This is a genomic window from Nitrosomonas marina (assembly GCF_900110145.1).
In the GTDB taxonomy this organism is placed as follows: domain Bacteria; phylum Pseudomonadota; class Gammaproteobacteria; order Burkholderiales; family Nitrosomonadaceae; genus Nitrosomonas; species Nitrosomonas marina.
On sequence record NZ_FOCP01000028.1, the window covers coordinates 18792 to 38874 of the forward strand.

A 20083-nucleotide genomic window follows, 5' to 3' on the forward strand; every position below is an offset into this window, starting at 1 on the left:
ATAACGGAGTAGAAAATTTTGCAGCAACAGTCCGGTATATGCCAGGTTTTTGCCCATCGCGGCGCAAGCAGGGAAGCCATGGAAAACACGCGCGCGGCTTTCGAGCATGCATTGCTATATGCAATTGACGGTATTGAAACCGATGTGCAGCTTAGTCGTGATGAAGTGGCGGTGCTCTGGCACGACGAGTCTCTCGATAAAATCGGTCTGGCCGGTCAACATATCGATGATTTTGATTTGGCGCAACTGGAAACGTTGAATTTTCCGCAAACCGGCGATAAAGGCATCATGACGCTGAAAACGTTTCTGAATGATTACAATCAGCATTGCCGCTTGCTGATCGAAGTCAAAAACCATGACAGGGAACCCGTCATTCGCCATGAAATCAAAATGCGCCGTGTGATTAATCTCATTAAAGAAGTATCAGGCAGCCGGACTGCTGACCGTTTACTGGTATCGTCATTTAATTTGCAGAGTCTGGTTTATGCGCATCAGCAGGGTTGCGATACGCCTCTGGTTTGCAATATTGACGATCACCAGACCATCGCGGACGTGCAGCAAACATTGAACGACTGTACGTTTCTTTACGGATTCTGTTTGCCAATAGCTTTGCTGGATCAGCATCTGACAGATCTGCTGCGTGCACACTATAAACGCATTATCGTATATACCTGTAATACGGATGATCAGATCAACAAGGCGCTACAACTGGGTGTCGATATACTGATCAGCGATGTGCCGGACAAGGCGATTGAAATGCGGAATGCGAGACCGGGTGGTGCATGAACAGAAATCCCGAACGGCTAGAAAGTCAGACGTTCGATCTGCTTGTATGCGGTGGCGGAATTTACGGTGCCTGGACGGCTTATGATGCCGTATTGCGCGGCCTGAATGTTGCGCTGATCGATCAGGGTGATTGGGGCAGCGCTACTTCTTCTGCATCCAGCAAGCTGATTCACGGCGGTTTTCGGTATCTTGAGCAATTTGAATTCGGATTGGTGCGGAAAACGCTGACCGAGCGTGAAATGTTGATGATGGTTGCGCCCCACCGGGTATGGCCACTGCGTTTTGGCGTACCTGTGTATGCGAACAGCCGGGTCGGTTTGCTGCGCTTGAAGCTGGGGCTGATGGCGTATGATTTGCTTGCGGTTGGACAACAAGCGTCGAAACGACATCGCTATTTCAACCGTCGGCAATTGAGCGCACGTTTTCCTTTTTTAAAAGCTGATACGCTGAAGGGCGGTTTTACGTACGCCGATGCGCAGACCGACGACGCACGGCTGGTGCTGGAACTGGTACAAGGTGCCATGAATGCCGGTGCGGTATGTGTCAACTACTGCAAACTGACCGACCTGATAGAAACCGGCCAGCAGGCTACAGGTGCGGCTGTTTACGATGAACCGGCGGGGCGGACGTATACAATTCAGGCGAAACAGATTGTTAATACAACGGGTCCCTGGATAGCAGCGGACAATCGACGTCCGGAAAATTGTTTGTTGACCCGCGGTATTCATATGGTCATGCCACAGCTTGGTCTGGAAGAGGCGCTGCTGCTTACAGCCCGTTCGGACGGGCGCGTTTTTTTTATGATCCCATGGTATGGATTGACATTACTGGGAACAACCGACACCACCTACCAGGGTCTGCTGAATCGTATCGACGTCGACGAAACAGAAGTCGATTATCTGCTGAATGCGGTCAATGATTATTTGCGCGAACCCTGGACGCGCAGTGATATTGTCGGCGCTTTTGCCGGTGTACGGGTACTGAAGCATGAAGCGACTGCCGGTTCAGCTGAATCACCCTCATCCGTCAGCCGGGACTGGGTAGTGAGAACTGCTTCAAACGGTGTTCACTATTCGATTGGTGGAAAATTAACGTCAGCCCGGCAGGATGCCGCTCAGATTGTCGACCGGGTCTGTGAAGAATTGAATATTGACGCGCCCTGCGCAACCCGAAACCGCAAGCTGCCCTGGTCGCCGCAGGACTCAAAGGAACCGGTCACATCGCTGGACAGCTTTTTGCGCTGGTCTGAAACAATGCAGGCACTGGCTGCGGAACTGAAAGTTGACCCGGAAAGTGCGTTGTGGCTGATTCGGCGTCATGGTAGTAAGGTTTCAGACATTCTGAAGGATATTGAACAACGACCGGATCTGGCTGCACGCATTGTTCCGTCCTTACCGTTGATCCAGGCCGATCTCATGCACTGCGCAGCCGACGAGATGGTTATGCACCTGGACGATCTGCTGCGCCGCCGGTTGCCACTGCTGATTCTCGCGAAGCTGACCGAAACAGATTTGCGCCGAATCGGTGGAAACGTCGCGACTGTGCTGAACTGGGGCGAATCGAGAGTGCAGGAAGAAATTGCGCGCTGCAGTGGTTATGGTTGGAAACATTAGAACCTGGCTGTACAAGTAAATCTCAAACCGTTGAATCATGCGGGGTTGATGCAGGAATATATTACTCAGGTGTTTTATTTCTCTTCAAACTTCCCTCGATCATTTTATATTCGAGCAAGCGGCATTCGAGTGCACCGTTGAATAAAGGCGTGCGGCGTGTTGCCTTAAGCCGAATTGTTTTTGGTAACATGGTGTCGGCGGATAATATATAGGCAGTCCAGCCGCTGAACTTGCTTTTCAATATATCACCCAGTTTTGGGTAAAATTCAGCTAACGACTGTGTTTCTCCAATGCGGACGCCATAAGGCGGATTGGTTATCAGAATACCCTGCGGTGTCGGTGCGGTGATCTCCAGCACATTGGCCTGTTTCAGGTGTACGGCATCAAGTAAACCAGCGGCTTCCAGATTGGTTCGCGCATCCGAAAGTGCATATCCGTATAGATCGCTGCCGTAAATGGGCTGCCGGGTTGCCGGGTGCTGTTTGCTCAATGCTTCTTTTTTGAGTTTAATCCATTGGGCTTGGTCGAATTGCTTGAATTTTTCAAATGCGAAATGCCGTTGTGATCCCGGTGCGATATTTAACGCGATTTGGGCGGCTTCAAGCAGAAATGTTCCGCTGCCACACATGGGGTCAAGCAGTGGCTTGCCAGGTTGCCAACCGGTTAAAGATAAAATGCCCGCTGCCAGATTTTCGCGTATAGGTGCATTTCCAGCTGCTTTTCGGTAGCCTCGCTTAAATAACGCATCGCCGGATGTGTCCAGATAGAGCGTAAATTCGTTTGCGTTTAAAAAACCGTGTATGCGGATGTCGGGATGTACGGTATCAATACTGGGACGTTTGCCGGTTATTTTACGGAATTTGTCGCAGACGGCATCCTTGATTCTCAGCGTAACAAAATCAAGGCTGCGTAATGGGCATTTAATTGCTGCCAGATTGACACGTACGGTTAATTCGGATGAGAACCACTCATGCCAGGGTAATGCCAGTGTGGTATCGTAAACGTCCTGCTCGCTGCGATAAGTTGTGCTGGTGATTTGCCATAAAATGCGACTTGCAATGCGGCTGCCGAGGTTGGCCTGATAACAGGTTTTCCAGTTTCCCTGAAAGTGCACGCCGCCATTCGCTGATAGAACCATAGCGGCGCCCAGTTTCGACAGCTCGTCAGCCAGCATGGCCTCAACCCCCCGCGGACAGGGGGCGAAAAACTGCAGCGGCCGCGCATTCAAGGACTTGTTAATCAACAGACGGGCTGTCTTTCCAAAGCGCAATGGCAAGTACAACCCAGGAAACTATATAAGAAAAACCACCAAATGGTGTGATGATACCAAAAGCACGTATTTCGGTCAGGCTAAGCAGATATAAATTAAAGCTGAATAGAATGATGCCGAGCAGCATCAGCCAACCGGACAGTTCAATCAAACGAGATTTGGCGTAGTGGATTAACAGGAGACCAATGATCAGCAAGCCAAACGAGTGGTATAAGTGATACTGCAAGCCGGTATGGAAAATAGTCTGCATGTCATCGGTGAGGACGCTTTTTAAACCATGTGCACCAAAAGCACCCAGCGCAATGCAGATAAAAGTATTGATAGCGCCCAGTAAGAGAAACGGTTTAGGCATTGAAATTTTCCTTTTTGGGATTTGTTGATGTTCAGTAATTATCGGACCGGGGATTGGTCTTTTTTGTTTTATTGCTGTTATTACAGGTTTTGGTTACATTGGCATTGACATGCCCTTGAGCGAATTTTACCTGAATTTTATCACCTGCACTGACCTGATTCGCTTTGCTTACGATTTTGCCTTCGGAAGAATAAGTAATACTGTATCCCCGGTTTAAGATGGATTGCGGGTTTAGCTGTATTAACTGTTCCTGGCGGTGTTGTAGTTTTGTTGCCATTATTTCAATCTTTCGTAAGCATGTCTGTGAAAGCTGTTCAGCTATTCTTTTTTGCTGCTCTGCTACCGGTGTAAGATTGGGTCGACTGGACAGGATGCGCTGGTAATATGATCGGGTTACCCAAAATCGTTTGTCGATATGGTATGTGATGCTGGCAATGAGACGCTCCTGTAAATGCTGAAGGTGTGATAACTGGTTTTGAATGCGTTCGCCTGGGTGTGTATGCCGGTGTGTGAGCAGATCGATTTTCTGCATACTGTTTTCTAGCTTGCGTGTTATAGCATGGTGCAGTTTCTGATGTTGTCTGGATAACCGCTGTTTCAGTTCTGTTATTTCCGGGCTGGATATTTCTGCAGCTGCAGTCGGTGTGGGCGCGCGCCTGTCGGCTACGAAATCAGCAATGGTGAAATCAGTTTCATGGCCAATACCGCTGATTACAGGGACTGTGCAGGCGGCGATGGCCCTCGCGACTGTTTCTTCATTAAATGCCCATAAATCCTCTATGCTGCCGCCGCCTCTGCATAAAATCAAGACATCGCATTCATGTCGTGCCGAGGCTGCGACAATTGCGGAGGCAATGTTTATCGCAGCATCTCTGCCTTGTACCGGCGTTGGATAAATGACTATTGGCAGTGACGGCAAGCGGCGTTTCAGCGTGGTAATCACATCATGTAATGCCGCCGTCGCAGGAGAGGTAATAATGCCGATCTGACGCGGGAAAGCGGGAAGTTTTTTTTTCCGGTCCGGGTCGAACAGGCCATCTCTATCAAGTTGTTTCTTCAGGCGTTCGAAAGCTTCATATAATGTGCCCAGACCTGCACGCCGTACAGTTTCGACATTCAGCTGATAATCGCCGCGCGCCTCATATAGTGTTACCAGCGCGAGCACTTCAACCTGAGTGCCATCCCTGGGTTGCCAGTCAAGATACTGGTTTTTATGTCGGAACATAACACAGCGAACCTGGGCATCGGCGTCTTTGAGTGAAAAATACCAGTGTCCGGATGGGTATCGTTTAAGATTTGAAATCTCACCATTGACCCATAATAAAGGAAAGTTATTCTCGAGAACGGTTTTAACGTTACTGTTCAGTTCACTTACCGTTATAATTGTCTGGGTAATTTCGAGTGCAGATGGTAAATTCATAGAGGTATGTGATCCGCCCAAATGATCGTGTCAGCCGTGTGTTGTGTTTCAACTGTATGAAACTAAATGTTATCAGATTTAAAAATGATCCACATTTACCAGTGAAATTGATACTATAACCGGCTTCGTGATCAATCAATCATATATTTATTATAATTTGTTGTTTATAAATGACAATTCAAATTGTGTAAAATTTGTTTTTGCAAAAATACTGTTTTATTCTGATGACTTAATACTTAATATTCAGGGGATATCCACAAGGTTATTCACAGATATGATTGGCAAGTATTGCCAGTTTCCGAACACAAATCAGCAAGATGCATTTTGTAATTGATTCTGGAATCAGGGTACCTGTTTTTTTTTAGTTGATAAATTCAATCCAGTCTAACAAACGTGAGGAGAATGCCGGGTGTTATCGTTAATTGAAGCAGCGGGCTGGCCGATATGGCCTATTATTTTAGCTTCCATTATAGCTGTAGGTATTATTGGCGAGCGAATATGGTCATTGCGTCAAAATGTGGTGGCACCGAAAGACTTGCTGCCGAGAGTGTTAAACGAATATAAAAGAAGCGGCGTCACTTTGGACATGGTTACCAAACTTCAGCAGCATTCCCCGCTGGGAAAGGTTTTTGCCGCTGGATTGCAAAACGAGCACAGCCCACGTGAAATCATGAAGGAATCCATCGAAGAGGCCGGGCGTGTCGTGACGCATGATCTGGATCGTTATCTGACGACACTGGGGACAATAGCCGCACTAAGCCCATTAATGGGTTTATTTGGAACGCTGGTCGGCATGATTGAAATTTTTGGTTCCAATTCTCCGACGGGAAGCAATCCGGCGCAGCTGGCTTACGGCATTTCTGTCGCACTTTATAATGCAGCCTTTGGTATACTCGTTGCTATTCCGAGTATGATTTTTTATCGCCATTTTCGTGCAAAAGTAGATGCGCTGGCGATAGAAATGGAATTGCAGGCACTGAAACTGGTCGAGACTGTTCAGGGAGAGCGCAAGTTAACAGCAGGGCTCAGACAAGACCAGAATGTCGTGCAATCGCATCGATAGTGTGGAATCTTGCAGTATTTATGATAAATACTGCCTGGATATTAGCAGGTTGTTTGATTTGATTAGTAAAAAAATAATTTTTATGCTGCGAAAACAGGAGTGTAAGTGAGTATACGACGCTCGTTGGTTACTGGTGGCGGCGGTTTTATTGGCTTGCATTTGGTTCAACAGCTTCATGAGCGCGGCGATGAAGTAAGAGTTCTGGAATTGCCGGGTGTGCCGTTGCCATCATACGTCGAGGCGGTACGTGGTTCCGTGTGCGATGCCGATGTCGTCAAAAACGCGTTAAAAGGTGTGCAGAGAATATACCATCTGGCGGCAAATCCGAATTTGTGGGCTCATGACAAAAATGACTTCAGGCGTGTCAATTACGAAGGCACCTGTATGATGCTAAAAGAAGCTCAAAAGTGCGATCTTGAAGTTTTTGTACATACGTCTACAGAGTCGATTTTTGTGGGAAAATCGCGATGGGAGACCGGAGCCGAAGTGATAACCAGACGCCCCATTCACAAATTGCCCGGGCCTTACAGCCGTTCAAAATTTCTCGCTGAACAGGCTGCTGTTGAAGCGGTAGAAAACGGCATGCCTGTTGTTATTGTTGCACCGGCACTGCCGGTTGGTCCGGGTGATCGAAGAGTTACTCCGCCAACGCGTATGATTCTTGATTTTATCAATACGCGACCGCCCGCATATCTTGAATGTGGTTTTAATCTGATTGACGTGCGGGACGTTGCTGCCGGTCATATACTGGCAGCCGAACATGGTCGGTCCGGTGATCGATACATACTTGGCAATAAAAATTTGATGCTAAGCGAGTTGCTGCGAATGATAGAGGAAATTACCGGCCTTGCGATGCCCAAAATTCGAATTCCATACTGGGCTGCATTGGCAGCAGGTGCATTTTCTGAATTTATTGCAGATTATGTGACCCGAAACCAGCCAAGAGCACCGTTGACCGGGGTGAGACTGGCACGTTACCCGTTGTATTTTGACAGTGAAAAGGCAATTCAGGAACTGGGGCTACCGCAAAATTCGGTGTATCAGGCGCTTGCTGATGAAATAGAGTGGCTCTGTGACGAGGGGTTGATTACCCGACGCTTGCCCATGCAACAAAGGGTATAGCCGTGTTGAACGTTAATTCCATGACACGATGCTTGTGTCTCGTATAAAATACACTGTTTTGCACTGAAATTGGAAATTTTGGGGCGATGGGTAGTGTTACTGTCCTTACGTTGATGAAAGAAAAGAGAACAAGCTGGGTGCGGAAAGTATTTTTTTGGTTATTTCTAGTCATGTTTCTGCAGGGTTGCGCTTCATGGTCCAAAAAAGATGATGCAAATATTGATCCGGTCGATCCGCATGAAGATATCAACCGTGTTTCCTATGACTTTACCGACAAAGTCGATCGCGTATTGTTTGAACCGGTAGTCGATGCATATGTGGATTATGTGCCGAATGCCGCGCAGCGATCAATTGGGAATTTTTACGATAACGTATCGTATCCGAATGTTGTTTTAAATGCTTTTTTACAAGGCAAGATCAAGCAGGGGTTTGCGGATGGTTTGCGTTTCGTCATCAATTCAACAGTTGGCTTATTCGGTCTGTTTGATATGGCGACGCATATGGGGCTGGAAAAGCATGACGAGGATTTTGGGCAGACATTGGGTGTATGGGGGTTTGAACCGGGTTCATATCTGTTTATCCCTATTTTGGGCCCGAGCAGCGAACGGGATGTGGCGAGTGTGCCTGTATCTATGTTTACCAATGTACTTTTTTATGTTGGTGCTGTAGCCGGTGCCGGAGTTTTTGCTCCATTGACAGTTCTTGGGGCCATCGACAAGCGGGCGCGCCTGGCGGGACCAATGCGCATTCGAGATCAGGCAGCACTGGATCCCTACTTGTTTGTCCGGGAAGCATCGCTGCAACAGCGTGAATTTTTGGTTTACGACGGTGATCCGCCGCTGAATTTGTATGACGACGAGCCCTTCCAGGATAATCCTTTCGATATCAATCACAAAAGGCCGGTTTCTGGTAATGAATCTTCGGAAGACGATCATTCCGAGGAAGCTGTTCAACAGAAAAACCAAGGTAAGGGCTTGAGTGAACAGGGTATCTGATACTCTCAGAGATGATTTGACTATTTACTTGGACTATATATGAACGGGATGCAAGAGCGCATAACAGTGGATCAGACACAAATAGATTCGGTCAAAGACAGCGAAGATGAAACCGTGTTGCTGAAAAGTCAATTGAATAAGGCGCGTTCAGCTTTGCTGGCCATGCAGAATCAGGACGGTCATTGGTGTTTTCCGCTTGAAGCAGACTGCACGATACCTGCGGAATATATTCTGATGATGCATTTTATGGATGAAGTGGATGTTGCACTTGAACAGAAAATTGCCCGTTTTATCCGTTCAAAGCAGGACAAATCACATGATGGTTGGCCCTTATATTATGGCGGTGATTTTGATATCAGCTGCTCGGTAAAATCCTATTATGCATTAAAACTGGTTGGAGACTCACCCGATGAGCCGCACATGGTTCGAGCGCGAGAGGCGATTCTTCAATATGGTGGAGCAGCCAGTTCCAATGTGTTTACTCGCTTGCTGTTGGCAATGTATCAGCAAATTCCCTGGCGGGGCGTGCCTGTAGTTCCATCAGAGTTGATTCTGCTGCCGAAATGGTTTCCATTTCATTTGAGCAAGATTTCGTATTGGTCACGAACTGTCATGGTTCCCTTATCCATTTTGTGTACCTTGAAAGCCAAAGCTGCCAATCCGCGCCGGGTGAATATTCGTGAATTGTTTACAGTGCCGCCCGAGCAAGAGAAAAATTATTTTCCTCGAGCGGAAACACGCTTGAAACGTTTTTTTATGTGGGTTGAGCGCATTTTGTCAAAGTTTGAACCGCAACTGCCTGAATTTATGCGACGATATTCAATACGTCGTGCGGAACAGTGGACGTTGGAGCGTTTAAATGGTGAATGCGGAATAGGCGCCATTTTTCCGGCAATGGTCAATGCCTATGAAGCACTGGCGCTGTTGGGATATCCGAAAGATCATCCCGATCGTGAATTATGCCGTAAGGCGCTGGAAGGCTTGCTGGTTTTCGAGGATGAACAGGCATGGTGTCAACCTTGTACGTCACCAGTCTGGGATACGGTATTAAGTGGATTGGCGTTGCAGGAAGATGAAGATACAGATCAGCAGCCTGTACGTGCAGCGATGGACTGGTTGTTAACAAAACAGATATTGGATGAGCCGGGCGATTGGCGTGACAAATGTCCGGCACTGCCAGGTGGCGGGTGGGCATTTCAGTACGCTAATCCGCATTATCCGGACCTGGATGATACCGCGGCCGTTGTCTGGGCCTTGGTGCAAACGCAAAATCAGGCACCAGAGGATCTTAAAGGTGCATATGAACAATCGATTGCTCGAGCCGTTGACTGGTTGGCGGGAATGCAATCAAGTAACGGTGGTTTTGCTGCATTTGATGTGGATAATACTTATCATTACCTTAATGAAATCCCATTCGCTGACCACGGTGCGCTGATTGATCCGCCAACCAGCGATGTCACAGCCCGCTGTGTCGGTTCACTCAGTCTTTATAACGCTGAACGTTATCAGGAAGCTGTCCAGCGCGGGATAGAATTCCTGTTAAGCGAACAGGAAGCCAATGGATCTTGGTTTGGACGCTGGGGCACAAATTATATCTATGGCACATGGTCAGTGCTTGAGGCGCTGAAACTGGCTGGGATGGACCCAAATCACATGTCAATCCGGCGTGCGGTGCAATGGTTAAAATCAATACAGCGGGAGGACGGTGGCTGGGGCGAAACAAATTATTCTTATTTTGATACGCAACAGGCCGGTCAGTTTGAGACCAGCACGTCATTTCAGACAGCTTGGGCGATCCTCGGATTAATGGCTGCAGGCGAAGTCAACAACAAGTCAGTACGAACTGGTGTGGATTATTTATTGCGTAATCAAGCGCCTGGTGGATTATGGGATGAACCTTGGTTCACAGCGCCCGGTTTTCCGCGGGTTTTTTATCTGAAATATCATGGTTATTCCAATTATTTTCCGGTCTGGGCACTGGGACGTTATCGTACCTTGACCAAAGGAAATAAAACATGAGTGAAAGTATCGTGGGCATAGTGTCCGCACTAAAATCCGAGGCAAGCTGTTTAATGAAGTTACGCTTTCCTCTTTTTAAAATTGCCAGAATAGCACCAAGAACACGGTTGTGTCTTGGTGGTATGGGCGGTGCAGGTGCGTTAAAGGCATCTCAGATCCTGCATGAATACGGCGTGGATGTGTTGATCAGTTTTGGGGTGGCGGCTGCATTGGATGACAAACTGATACCTGGAGATCTTGTACTGCCTGAGGCTACGTATTGCAAGGGAAGAAAACTGCCGGTAACCCTTGAATGGCGCGAACGTATTGCAGAGATGCTGCCTTCTTACCTGACTGTTGTCGGGGGAACGCTGGCTGATACCCAAAGCCCGTTGTCATCACGACAAGAAAAATTAAAGCTTGCAGAAGAGACAGGCGCTTGCGCTGCTGATATGGAGTCTGCAATTATTGCAGAATTTGCGGCGCACATGGACCTGCCCTTTATCGCTATTCGTGCAATCGTCGATCCACTTGAGTTTTCACCACCACCGGTATTGCTGGACGCTGTTTATGCGGATGGAACGGTTAATGTGGTTAAGCTTGTATCGATATTAATCAAACGATCAGTGTCTTTTAAGACGCTTTTTCATTTGGGTATGGGTATGTATGCAGCACGCTCGACGCTCAGCAAAGTTGTCGAAACAACCGGCCTAGGTTTTAAGAGCGAACTGACAGACCGTAGTCATGCTAATGAGCTCGTGCTCGGACAGGGCGAAAAACATATGGCCGAAGAGTCCGGCAATGATAATAACGATACTGAAATAGCTAGCTCAAGGTAAGACTTAGCGATCGTTGCAAGGATTGGCTTATTTTTCTGCGGGAACGAAACAGGTTGCGCGCCGCCGCAAAGTTTTTTTTGCTGAATTCGACCCGAACCCGAGGGTCAGGGTCGACCTGTATCAGCGCTTCTACAGCTGCTACACGAGGTGCGAGTCCGGCGAAATTGGCAACCTGTATCGATAATCCAGGTCGTGCGTTCAATTCGATGATCATGGGCCCATGGTCTCTGTCAAGAACAATATCAACACCCAGATAACCGAGTCCGGTTATTTCATAGCAAGCAGCGGCCAGTGTCAGCAGCTTGTTCCAGTGGGGTACTGTTAAATCATGAAAAGATTTGCGGGTATCTGGATGGTGATAGACGGGATCTCCATACTGTACTGCGTGCAGCGCTTCTCCTGTATCAATATCAATACCTACGCCTACAGCTCCTTGATGTAAATTGGCTCTGCCGTCCGAAGCATGCGTGGCCAGTCGCAGCATCGCCATAATCGGATATCCTTTCAGGACAATAACACGCAAATCCGGTACCCCTTCATAACTGTAATTGGCAAAAACCGGGTCTATGTGAATCAATGATTCGATCATGACCGAGTCAGGTTTTCCACCGAGACTATGCAATCCACTTAAAATATTCGAGACATGACGTTCAATATGTGTAAGCCTGACTGCGTCACCGCTGGGTTTGTAGTACAGATTATGAGCCTGCTCGGTAATGACCAGAATACCCTTGCCGCCACTACCTTTAACAGGCTTGATAACGAACTCCTGATACGGGCTTAATATGTTTTTGAGTTGTTTGACATCATGCTGATAATGCAGTGTGCCAAGCAGCTTGGGAACAGTAATGCCGGCTTGTTGGGCGAGTTGTTTGGTCTTTAGTTTGTCATCGACCAACGGATAGAGATGGCGTGGATTATAGCGGGAAACCAGCCCGAAATTACGCTGGTTCATACCAATAATACCCATGCTTTTCAGGCGTTTAATGCTTGTCAATAGCATGACGTTTGCCCATAGTATGAAATCGGTATAGCTCGGTTAAGCGGTAGCCGGTGTACTGGCCCAGAATCAGAATCAACGCCAGATTGACCAGCATCAGCTCAGGAAAATTGAATGTCAGGTATTCAACGGTACGATTTGTCATGAATAAATAGGCAATAATGGCGGTCAGTAAACTGCCTGCACCCTGAATCAATACTTCCCTGGGGCCATCTTCCTCCCAAAGCACGGACATGCGTTCAATTGTCCAGGCCAGTATGACCATCGGAAAGAATGTGACCGTAAGCGCCTGGCTTAATCCCAGTTTGTTGCTGATAATACTGATACTCGCAATTATGGTAATAACAACAATTATAACTGCTGAGATTCGCGCAACAAGCAATAGATTCAAGCGGGACAGGTATGATCTTATCATCAGTCCTGTACCAACAACGATAAGAAAGATAACAATACCGGTGACCAGCGTAGTTTGAATCAGTGCCAGTGCAATCAGAATGGGCATAAACGTGCCAGAGGTGCGAATACCAACGAGTATCCTCATAATAACAACGACCAGTGCTCCAATTGGCAGCAAAAGAATCATTTTGAAAGCATTTTGTTGCTCAATAGGCAGACTGTAAATGGAAAAATCTATAATTGCTGCCTGTTTGTTCTGGCTGCTGTTGACGACAAGATTTCTCGTGGAGTGCGTATTTTTGATAATAGAAAATGAAACCTGGGAATTCTTGCCGCCGACAACATCAAGTAATGACTGGCCGCCACGTTGCCAGATCAGAAAATTTTTTGGCTTGCCGCTTTTTCCTGTATCCTGATTAAACAGAATCCATTGGCTACCATCGTGGATTTCAACAAAATTAGTCAGTGATTGTCGTCTTCGGCCATCTTCAAGAAACAGACCTCGAACGACACGTGCACTGATACCCTCAAGCGCGAGCAAATCAAGTATCAGGTTTGTTTTATAATCTTCTCCGGCTTTATCATTTCGCAACAGGCGCTGGTTTTGATTGGGTGATTTCGAATTCAGTGTCTGTATCAACTCACGCGTAAAAATTTCCGCGTTTGCGGATCGGGCGCGTACCTGCTCAAGCAAGGTCATGGAAGCAGTCATGAAGACTTCGTCCAATTCGGGTTCTTTGGGTGGCTCTGGTTCATCAATCGGTTGATCTTCAACGAGTTTGTCGTTTTCGTACACACTCAGTCTGTAATATGCTGTTTGTGCTCCCTTTGCGGTTCGTTTACTCCATTGGCCGCGGCGCTCGTTATTTGATGTCAACTCACTGAAACCGTAGTCGGATGATGCAAAATCCTCTTCCATAAAGGTCAGATTCGGTTCTTTGGGAGGGAGTGCGAGAGAAATAATAACGGGGTCTCCCTGCGCCTGGAAATCTATTTTTGCTTCTATTGTCCAGACAAATTTTTTATCATCAGGCATTAATGGAAACCCGAGCGCCAGATGTTTATATAAAATTAATCCGATACCGATGAAAAAAATCAGTAAAACAGCGGAGTACAGTCTTGCCTGAGCTTGCATTATTGTCTGGTATTCGGAGTTGTTTTGGGTTTTGTGAATTCCTTACTGACATCCACAACAGCAAGATCACGTAAGAAGTTTCTGCCAATTAGTACCTGTTGCTCAAATTTACTTCGGTCTATCAATGTGAAACTGATTTGTTCATCAAGATTTCCCAGTTTTACCCGCAACTGAACGATAGGTCGGCGTTGGGATTCGGTCTTATGTTTTTTGATTTTGGTATATCCGCGAATCCGGCGAGTTAATTCTAATTTTTCCTTTGTTTCGGGATCTATAATGTTGAATTTTATGTAAGGTTTACCATCGCGCTCAAATTCAACCATATCAAGCGCATTTAGGGAAGAAGTTTGCGCGCCTGTATCAATTCGTGCGCTCAGGTTGATCCCTGGAGGATCAAGATAAACATACTCAAGGCCGCCGAGGATCGTGATGTCGTCCTTGACAGCTTTATTTTGTGAGGCTGAAGTATTTTTGGATGTGTTTTGCGGTTTTTTTGCTGCGGTCCTGGGTGTAGAAGTAGGAGGAGCGGGCGGATTGTTTTTGCGGGCAGCGGTGCTAATTTGATTTTCTAACTGTATTTGTTGACTTTCCAGCAGTTTTTTTTCTTTCAATAATTCTGAAAACAAGGTAACCAATTCACTTTCTCTCGCACTTATGGCCGCTTCGCGCGTGATCAGGGCATCTTCGCGTCTGTTCAATTCAGCCATGCGTTCCTCGAGGTTATTTTGTCTGGAGAAAAGCAGCTGTTCTGCTGCATGTGTATTCGTTGAGTGAGGATCTGTTGTTTGACAACCTGAAAAAACAGTTAAACAGATGACCGAAAAACTGATTGAAATTGTGTTTGGTAGGAATGGCTTTTTTCGGGTGTGAAACAGCATAAAGTTTATGGCCTAAATTTGAATAAATAATCTGGTTTTTGTTCAGGACGCCACTGCAGAAAAACGGGCATAGAATTGCAACTTGATTTTACCGGTGATCGATTAAGTCTCCAACTGTCTTTTGTAAAAAACAGGTAAATTATTGACCGGCAGTGTTAAGGATTGTTCAGATCGAAAGTCAACTTTTCTTCATTATAGGAGCAGATATCGCGGTGAATTTCCAGACAATGGGAAGTAATCGTGATTGTATATAAACCAGGCTGCAGATTTCTGGTTTCTAGCTCGAATTGAAAATGTCCCTGCTTATCGCTGGTGTGGGATTTTTCAGCAATAAGAGTCCCTTTCTCAGTCGTAACACGAAAATTCAGCAAAACATCCGCCGTAGGTTGTGCATTGTAGTCAACCCACCCATTGACAACGACTTTTTCTCCAACCAGATACTGAGTTTTAGGTTCAACTAGAACAGGTTTAGAAATATGGGTAGCCCCTATGTTCAGACTGATGCAGCAGAATAATAAAATCAACAGGCGGGCGATGACGTGGTTTCTATAAAGCGCCATATACAGTTCCCCTCGATATGTAAACAGTAGCTATCTCTTATCTTCCAATCTACTGTATTTCTTGTAATTAGCATGTGAAAACGGATGAGGTCCTAAATGCGACCGATGCATGCGTACGTGAAATCTGCCTACGCAGGCTCTTTGAATATATCAGGTGTTGTAGCACAAAACCAGTGTATCTTCAATCAGTCTTGTCAGCTTTATCAATCGATTGATTATTTTAAAATTACCTGTATTTTTTGGGTACGAATAAATCGGTGATCGTGCCTTCAGCCATTTCGGCCGCAAAAAACACAGTTTCGGACAGTGTGGGGTGCGGATGAATCGTCAAACCGATATCTTCCATGTTAGCACCCATTTCCAGTGCCAGCATGGTTTCCGCGATCAATTCTCCAGCATTGACTCCAGCAATGCCGGCACCGAGAATCTTCCGTGTTTTTTTGTCCATAATCAATTGCGTCAGGCCCTCATCGCGTGCCATGGAAATAGCACGTCCACTGGCCGCCCATGGAAAACTGACTTTTTCATAATCTATACCCTGCTGTCGGGCCTCGCGTTCTGTTAGTCCCATCCAGGCAATTTCCGGATCGGTGTAGGCCACAGAAGGAATTGCACGTGCATCAAATGCGACTTTATGTCCTGCGATTACTTCAGCTGCAAGCTTGCCCTCATAGGTTGCTTTATGGGCAAGCATGGGATTGCCAGCAATATCGCCGATCGCAAAAATATGCGAGAAATTGGTGCGTAACTGATTGTCGACACGAATAAAACCCTTGTCATCTATTTGTATGCCGATGCTCTCTGCGCCAATTTTGAAACCGTTAGGGTGGCGACCTGTTGCTATCAGGATACTGTCATATGTCTGCGGGCCAGTAGCGTTCTCGCCCTCAAAGCTGACGGTCAAGCCGGATTTCTTGGCATCTATGTTGGTGACACGTGTATTCAAATATATTGCTTCATACCGTTTCTTGAGTCTTCTGTACAATGGTTTGATCAGATCAGCATCTGCACTTGGAATAAGCTGGTCCATAAATTCCACAATACTGATTTTGCTACCAAGTGCAGAGTAAACCGTGGCCATTTCCAGGCCAATAATCCCGCCGCCGATGACCAGCAGATGTTTTGGTATTGTTTCGAGCTTGAGCGCTCCGGTGGAATCGATAATGCGCGGATCATCATGCGGTAGCCCAGGGATGCGGCTCACACTTGATCCGGCGGCGATAATGCAGTGTTCGAACGAAACGGATTTTGAACCTGATTCAGTAACTACTTGAAGCATATTTGGCGACACGAATTGGCCGGTACCATGCAGAATGTCCACCTCTCGCTGTTTTGCCAGTGTATTGAGTCCTTTGGTCAATTTGTCTATAACAGTTTTTTTCCACGCGCCTAGTTTTTCAAGCGAAATTTTGGGTTTGCCGAATGTAATACCCTGGTTTTCGGCCTCTTCAGCTTCAGTGATGATTCTTGCGACATGTAATAAGGCTTTTGATGGAATGCAGCCGACATTCAGGCAAACGCCGCCCAAAGTGGCGTAGCGCTCGATTAAAATGACTTTTTTACCCAAATCAGCCGCCCGGAAGGCTGCGGTATATCCACCTGGTCCTGCACCAAGTACAACCACTTCTGCATGCAGGTCGCCTCGTGGAGTGTCGTTTTGTGACTGAGTCTGTTCTGATGTTTTTTGGGTGAATGGAGGCGACGTTTCCTTTTGTTGCTGCTTGCCGGATTTCTCTATTGTATTTTCGGTTCTGTTTGCTGCTGGTTCTGTGCGTTCGGGTGTCGCTGTTTGCTCGGTGACATCCAGTGTTGCAATGGGTGATCCTTCTGACACCTTGTCGCCGACCTTGACCGCGATAGTTTTAATTACACCGGCCTGGGGTGATGGTACTTCCATAGTTGCTTTGTCGGTTTCAAGAGTAATTAGCGAGGTTTCCTTTTCCACTCTGTCACCCGCAGAAACAAGCACTTCAATGACGGATACATCGCTAAAGTCGCCGATATCAGGGACTTTTATTTCAATTTCCTGGTTCATTGCATTGATTTAATAGAATGAAAAGACACGCGAATGATATTGCAGTAATTATTGCCTGATTTGCCCATCACCCAGCACAACATATTTTTGACTGGTTAATCCTTCCAGTCCAACCGGGCCGCGTGCATGTATTTTATCTGTGGAGATACCGATTTCGGCGCCGAGCCCGTACTCAAATCCATCCGCAAAGCGTGTCGTGGTATTGACCATAACCGAACTGGAATCGACTTCTCGCAGAAAGCGACGTGCGCGCGAATAATTTTCAGTAATAATTGCATCGGTGTGTTGTGAGCCGTAATGGTTAATATGGTCAATTGCCTGGTCAAGGTCGTTTACGATACGAATGCTAAGAACCGGTGCAAGATATTCGGTCGACCAATCTTCCTCTATCGCGGGTTTCATGTTTGCAAATATAGCACGTGCCGCTTCATCGCCACGCATTTCAACATTTTTTTTTAGATAGATTTCACCCAGCGCCGGCAGTATTTTGGGTGCTATATTCACATTTATCAGCAGGGTCTCCATGGTATTACAGGTACCATAGCGTTGGGTTTTGGCATTGTCGGAAATTCTGATTGCCTTGTCGAAATCTGCCTGATCATCAATATACACATGGCAAATGCCGTCCAGATGCTTGATTACCGGCACGCGCGCTTCATTTGAAATGCGTTCAATCAAACCCTTTCCGCCGCGCGGGACAATTACATCTACATAGTCTTTCATTGTAATTAGTTCACCAACTGCTGCTCGGTCAGTCGTTTCAATGACCTGTACGGCGGATTCAGGTAAACCGGCTGTTACGAGTCCTTCTCTTACACATGCGGCAATTGCCTGATTACTGTGAATCGCTTCCGAACCTCCACGAAGAATAGCCGCATTACCGGCTTTTAGGCAAAGTCCAGCAGCATCAGCGGTCACATTCGGGCGCGCTTCGTAAATAATTCCAATTACGCCAAGAGGAACACGCATTCTGCCAACCTGAATACCGGATGGACGATAATTCATATTGGTGATTTCACCAATCGGATCCGCAAGCGAAGCAATTTGCATGAGTCCTTCGACCATATTTGTAATCCCTTTCTGAGACAGGGTTAAACGGTCGATCATGGCAGTATCGAGCCCTTTCGCTTTAGCGTTTTCCACATCCCTGGTATTTTCCGACAGCAATTTCTGTTCTTCTCGTTTGATTGCATCTGCCATCGCGATTAACGCCCGATTCTTGGCAATAGTTTCAGTTTTCGCAACTAGCCGCGAGGCTGTACGCGCCTGTTGGCCAACGGATTGCATGTATTGTTTAATTTCGGTGATACTCATGGGCTGGAATTGTTTCTGATTTATTTGGTTATGAGTGTTTGGTCGTCATTATAGTACAACACGGATTAAACACAGTCGTTACGTATTGGTATTGGAGAAGTAGTTGAATTTGACGTTTAATACCGCTTTTCTATGATATGGGTGGAAAAATGATGCGATGTTATTAACCATTCTAATTCACAAAAAATGCTTGAGTGTGTCATATATGTCGGGATGATAGCTTAATTCTGGCTTTACCTTCAGATTTCAAGTTGGTAATCAAGGTGAAATAAACAAATCAACAATGATGATTGGAAGCATTGTATCCTGATAGAGAGAACATTTCTTAGAGGCTCGGGCTGAATGCGCCTATTCCGGATTTGTTCGCACTAATACCTGATCAATATCAAATGCATTTCTAATGATGTGACACTTGGTTTGTTGTTTTTTTTTAGATTGTCTGAGTGGAAGAGAATGATTAAATTTTATGGCTATAAAAAATGCGAAACCTGTCGTAAGGCAGAAAAATTTTTGCAGCAGGCTGGTATTACATATGAGTTTATTGATATTACTGAGAATCCACCATCTTCAGAGGAGATAGCCGCAATTGTCGAGTTTGCGGAAGCGCCGTTAAAGAAGCTTTTCAACACCAGTGGTGTGCATTATCGCGAACTAAAAATTAAAGATAAATTACCTGTATTATCTGACAAGGAAATTTTTGTCCTGTTATCAGGCAATGGCCGCTTGATCAAAAGACCGCTTATCACCGATGGGAAACGGGCAACGATTGGTTTTGATGAAATGCAGTTTCGCAAGATTTGGTGCAGTTAAGCTGAAAGCACATGGACTTGATTGTTCCAATGAGAGTATATTGACAGCTGTTTTGGTGCCTGTTTTTAAAAGACTTTTAAACGGGATATCAACAAAATATGTAAACAATCTTGTTAAAAAGTGAAGAAAAAATTAATATACTCGAAGTCCCTATGGTTTAAGTGGAGATTTTATGACAAATGACTTGACTTTATGGTGTAAGGTCGACTAGCCTGTGGGACGCAGCGTAAGGAGTGTCTAGGGAAGAAGGCGCTTGAGCTGTTGTAAAAAGAGCAGTACTAATTAATTAGTATTAGAGACAAGAGAAGGTAGTATTAATTAACAAGTAAGTAAGGAGGAATAAAGATGGCAACAACAATGGGAACGAGTGGCGCTGCGAGTGCTGACTACGACATGTCATTGTGGTACGACTCCAAGTACTACAAGATAGGTCTTGGGCTGATGCTTGCGGTAGCGATATTCTGGATCTGGTATCAGCGTACATTTGCGTATTCGCA

18 protein-coding genes are annotated in these 20083 nt (G+C 46.2%); 9 read left to right on the plus strand and 9 right to left on the minus strand.

All coding sequences use genetic code 11. From position 1 onward, the window contains the following. Positions 1–18: 18 nt before the first annotated feature. Both BMX44_RS14510 and BMX44_RS14515 read left to right on the plus strand, forming a co-directional pair. Complete coding sequence (locus tag BMX44_RS14510) at positions 19–786, plus strand: glycerophosphodiester phosphodiesterase (RefSeq protein WP_245738955.1); 768 nt, start codon at positions 19–21, stop codon at positions 784–786. Next, positions 783–2399 (plus strand): glycerol-3-phosphate dehydrogenase/oxidase, encoded by a 1617-nt coding sequence (locus tag BMX44_RS14515; protein WP_090634367.1) that lies wholly within the window; start codon positions 783–785, stop codon positions 2397–2399. Before BMX44_RS14510 ends, BMX44_RS14515 begins: the two co-directional genes overlap by 4 nt. A 61-nt stretch (positions 2400–2460) precedes the next feature. Here BMX44_RS14515 and BMX44_RS14520 read toward each other — a convergent pair whose 3' ends face one another. Genes BMX44_RS14520 through xseA form a run of 3 tightly spaced genes read right to left on the minus strand, consistent with a single transcriptional unit; the run spans position 2461 to position 5441 of the window. Next, a complete protein-coding gene (locus tag BMX44_RS14520) occupies positions 2461–3642 on the minus strand; it encodes a THUMP domain-containing class I SAM-dependent RNA methyltransferase (protein ID WP_425433720.1) in 1182 nt (393 codons plus the stop codon). Continuing rightward, a complete protein-coding gene (locus tag BMX44_RS14525; protein ID WP_090634370.1) occupies positions 3635–4021 on the minus strand; it encodes a DUF423 domain-containing protein in 387 nt (128 codons plus the stop codon). The genes BMX44_RS14520 and BMX44_RS14525 overlap by 8 nt, the downstream gene beginning before the upstream one ends. 31 nt (positions 4022–4052) lie before the next feature. After that, entirely contained in the window at positions 4053–5441 is a 1389-nt protein-coding gene (gene xseA / locus BMX44_RS14530; protein WP_090634372.1) for an exodeoxyribonuclease VII large subunit, read from the minus strand. A 409-nt stretch (positions 5442–5850) separates the two neighbouring features. Between xseA and BMX44_RS14535 the strand changes: the two genes are divergently transcribed. The 5 genes from BMX44_RS14535 to BMX44_RS14555 all read left to right on the plus strand — a co-directional run bounded on the left by BMX44_RS14535 (position 5851) and on the right by BMX44_RS14555 (position 11458). Further along, positions 5851–6504 (plus strand): MotA/TolQ/ExbB proton channel family protein, encoded by a 654-nt coding sequence (locus BMX44_RS14535; protein ID WP_090634374.1) that lies wholly within the window; start codon positions 5851–5853, stop codon positions 6502–6504. A gap of 105 nt (positions 6505–6609) precedes the next feature. Next, entirely contained in the window at positions 6610–7626 is a 1017-nt protein-coding gene (locus tag BMX44_RS14540) for an NAD-dependent epimerase/dehydratase family protein (protein ID WP_090634376.1), read from the plus strand. A gap of 170 nt (positions 7627–7796) precedes the next feature. After that, positions 7797–8621, plus strand: a complete 825-nt coding sequence (locus BMX44_RS14545; protein WP_245738956.1) for an MlaA family lipoprotein — start codon at positions 7797–7799, stop codon at positions 8619–8621. A gap of 39 nt (positions 8622–8660) precedes the next feature. Further along, a complete protein-coding gene (gene shc / locus BMX44_RS14550; protein WP_090634378.1) occupies positions 8661–10640 on the plus strand; it encodes a squalene--hopene cyclase in 1980 nt (659 codons plus the stop codon). Further along, positions 10637–11458: a phosphorylase family protein gene (locus BMX44_RS14555; RefSeq protein WP_090634379.1), complete on the plus strand. Its 822-nt coding sequence runs from the start codon at positions 10637–10639 to the stop codon at positions 11456–11458. The genes shc and BMX44_RS14555 overlap by 4 nt, the downstream gene beginning before the upstream one ends. Here the strand turns inward: BMX44_RS14555 and BMX44_RS14560 are convergent. From BMX44_RS14560 to BMX44_RS14585, 6 genes are all read right to left on the minus strand, one after another. Continuing rightward, a complete protein-coding gene (locus BMX44_RS14560; protein WP_090634381.1) occupies positions 11445–12461 on the minus strand; it encodes an alpha-L-glutamate ligase-like protein in 1017 nt (338 codons plus the stop codon). The genes BMX44_RS14555 and BMX44_RS14560 overlap by 14 nt on opposite strands. Further along, positions 12442–13989, minus strand: coding sequence for an inactive transglutaminase family protein (locus BMX44_RS14565; RefSeq protein ID WP_090634382.1), 1548 nt, complete (start codon positions 13987–13989; stop codon positions 12442–12444). The genes BMX44_RS14560 and BMX44_RS14565 overlap by 20 nt, the downstream gene beginning before the upstream one ends. Then, complete coding sequence (locus BMX44_RS14570) at positions 13989–14696, minus strand: ATP-dependent zinc protease family protein (protein ID WP_177167778.1); 708 nt, start codon at positions 14694–14696, stop codon at positions 13989–13991. The genes BMX44_RS14565 and BMX44_RS14570 overlap by 1 nt, the downstream gene beginning before the upstream one ends. A gap of 326 nt (positions 14697–15022) precedes the next feature. Further along, on the minus strand, positions 15023–15427 hold the full coding sequence (locus BMX44_RS14575; RefSeq protein WP_090634386.1) for a hypothetical protein: 405 nt from the start codon (positions 15425–15427) through the stop codon (positions 15023–15025). 226 nt (positions 15428–15653) lie between these two features. Beyond that, a complete protein-coding gene (gene lpdA / locus BMX44_RS14580) occupies positions 15654–17462 on the minus strand; it encodes a dihydrolipoyl dehydrogenase (protein WP_090634387.1) in 1809 nt (602 codons plus the stop codon). 48 nt (positions 17463–17510) lie between these two features. Then, positions 17511–18776: a glutamate-5-semialdehyde dehydrogenase gene (locus BMX44_RS14585; RefSeq protein ID WP_090634389.1), complete on the minus strand. Its 1266-nt coding sequence runs from the start codon at positions 18774–18776 to the stop codon at positions 17511–17513. A gap of 453 nt (positions 18777–19229) precedes the next feature. Here BMX44_RS14585 and BMX44_RS14590 point away from each other — a divergent pair, with 453 nt between their 5' ends. Together BMX44_RS14590 and BMX44_RS17320 are read left to right on the plus strand one after the other, a co-directional pair. Then, positions 19230–19586, plus strand: a complete 357-nt coding sequence (locus tag BMX44_RS14590; RefSeq protein ID WP_090634391.1) for an arsenate reductase family protein — start codon at positions 19230–19232, stop codon at positions 19584–19586. Positions 19587–19931: 345 nt separating this feature from the next. Then, positions 19932–20083, plus strand: a 152-nt coding sequence (locus BMX44_RS17320; RefSeq protein WP_281246235.1) for a methane monooxygenase/ammonia monooxygenase subunit C, incomplete at its 3' end; no start/stop codon positions are given.